Source organism: Rhodopseudomonas sp. B29 (assembly GCF_000333455.1).
GTDB lineage: Bacteria > Pseudomonadota > Alphaproteobacteria > Rhizobiales > Xanthobacteraceae > Rhodopseudomonas.
On record NZ_BADD01000197.1, the window covers coordinates 1 to 1,645 of the forward strand.

The window sequence follows — 1,645 nt, forward strand, 5'->3', positions numbered from 1 at the left end:
GCGCGTACGCGCCTCAAGGAACGGCCAAGACGCTTGTGGCCATCCTTCGAGGCCCGCTGGACCGCGCACGGCGCGGCCCAGCGGGCACCTCAGGATGACGCCTGTAATTCTAGCATAACTGCTCTCAATTAACCCGGCGCGCTCTCACCTTCCGCTTCCGCGGCCGGCGCATCACCGCGATCCGGCATGTGTTCGATCGCCGCCAATAGAGCGGCAACGCGGTTGGCGGAGGATCGCCAATCGGCGATGCGCTGATAATTATCGACCAGCCAGTTGAACGCGCCCTGCACGGTGACGAACGCCGCCGCGCTCTGCGTCACCTCACCCAGCGACATCGCGCCGGACAGATATTTGGGAAAGCACAGGAAGTAAGCGGCGACCGGCGCCAACAAAAAGTTGCCGTGTGACACCAGCGTGGTCTCGACCAGTTGCCAGCACAAATCGCGCCAGGACCGCAGTACGGCGGTCAGCCGCTGCTGCAAAGTGTCAGTCCACGTGGCTCCGTCCGCTTCAGAACTGATACGCCCGCCGCGCATCACTTCAGCGGCGGCGCGGAATTCGGCCTCGTTCTGGTTGCGGCGCTCGCTGATGCCGGTAATGCGGCGGCCGAACCACAGCATCAACCCGGTCATGATCGTCGAGTAGCCGACGACGCCGAGCACCAGATAGCCGGGAATCTCGACGTGATGGCCGAACGCCGTCACGCCGATGCTGCCGCCGACGGTCCACAGTACACTGAAGAAAGTCAGCGCCGTCAGCACTGACGACAAGAGCGCCGAGATCAGATCCACCGGCGCGTCGGTCGCGACGCGGACGTCCTCGGCCAGCCGGTACTCCGGATTTTCGGCGCCATCGCCGTTGCCATCCACCGCCACCCGCCGGTCCTTGGCGGACCACGCCGCCAGAATGCTGCGGGTCATCGACTCGCGCCATCGCCGCTGGCCGGTCATGCGCGCCCACACCGAGGTCGCGGCAAGCAAGATGCTGGCGCACGCCAGCATCAGAAACACGCCGGCCTGCGCCCACAGCTCGGCCGCGTTGCGCCGCTCCAGCGCGTCGAAGAAGTGCCTATTCCACAAATTGAGATAAAACTGCACGACGAGCTGCAGCAGGATCACCGAGATCAACGTCACGATCAGCCCGGTGGCGCGGACCCCGCCGCCGAACCAGAAACGGCGAGACAACAGCCAAAACCCGGTCAGGTTGTGGCCGTTGTGATCGTTGTGTGAGAAGAGACTCATGGGCGCGATATACAGCCCGTATCATCGGATTGAAAAGCGAGCCCGACTAGGCTTTGCGTCTTAGACGCGAACCCAGCCTATCAACTATAAGGAGAATTCGGAATTGTCGGCACATCAGGAATTGATCCAGGCGACCGCCTGCGCGCTGGTCGAAAAGCTCGAAGCCGGCGAGGTCACGCCGCTTGATCTGCTCGACGCGCTGGAGACCCGGATCGCCGAGGTCGACGGTGCCGTCAACGCGCTGCCGACGCTGTGTTTCGATCGCGCCCGCGACCACGCCAAGGCGCTGATGCAGAAGCCAGCCGCCGAGCGCGGCCTGCTCGCCGGCATGCCGGTGCCGATCAAGGACCTGACCGCGGGGGCGGGGCGGGCTCACCCCCCAGGGCTCGGCGAATCTTCAGGGA

The 1,645-nt window shown here is 64.6% G+C and carries 2 protein-coding genes; one reads left to right on the forward strand and one right to left on the reverse strand.

The features are described 5' to 3' along the window. Positions 1-128: 128 nt before the first annotated feature. Positions 129-1,241 (reverse strand): SbmA/BacA-like family transporter, encoded by a 1,113-nt coding sequence (locus tag I5M_RS07090; protein ID WP_022720763.1) that lies wholly within the window; start codon positions 1,239-1,241, stop codon positions 129-131. A 103-nt stretch (positions 1,242-1,344) separates the two neighbouring features. Between I5M_RS07090 and I5M_RS07095 the strand changes: the two genes are divergently transcribed. Then, the coding region (locus I5M_RS07095) for an amidase family protein (RefSeq protein WP_031335695.1) at positions 1,345-1,645 on the forward strand (301 nt) is incomplete at its 3' end.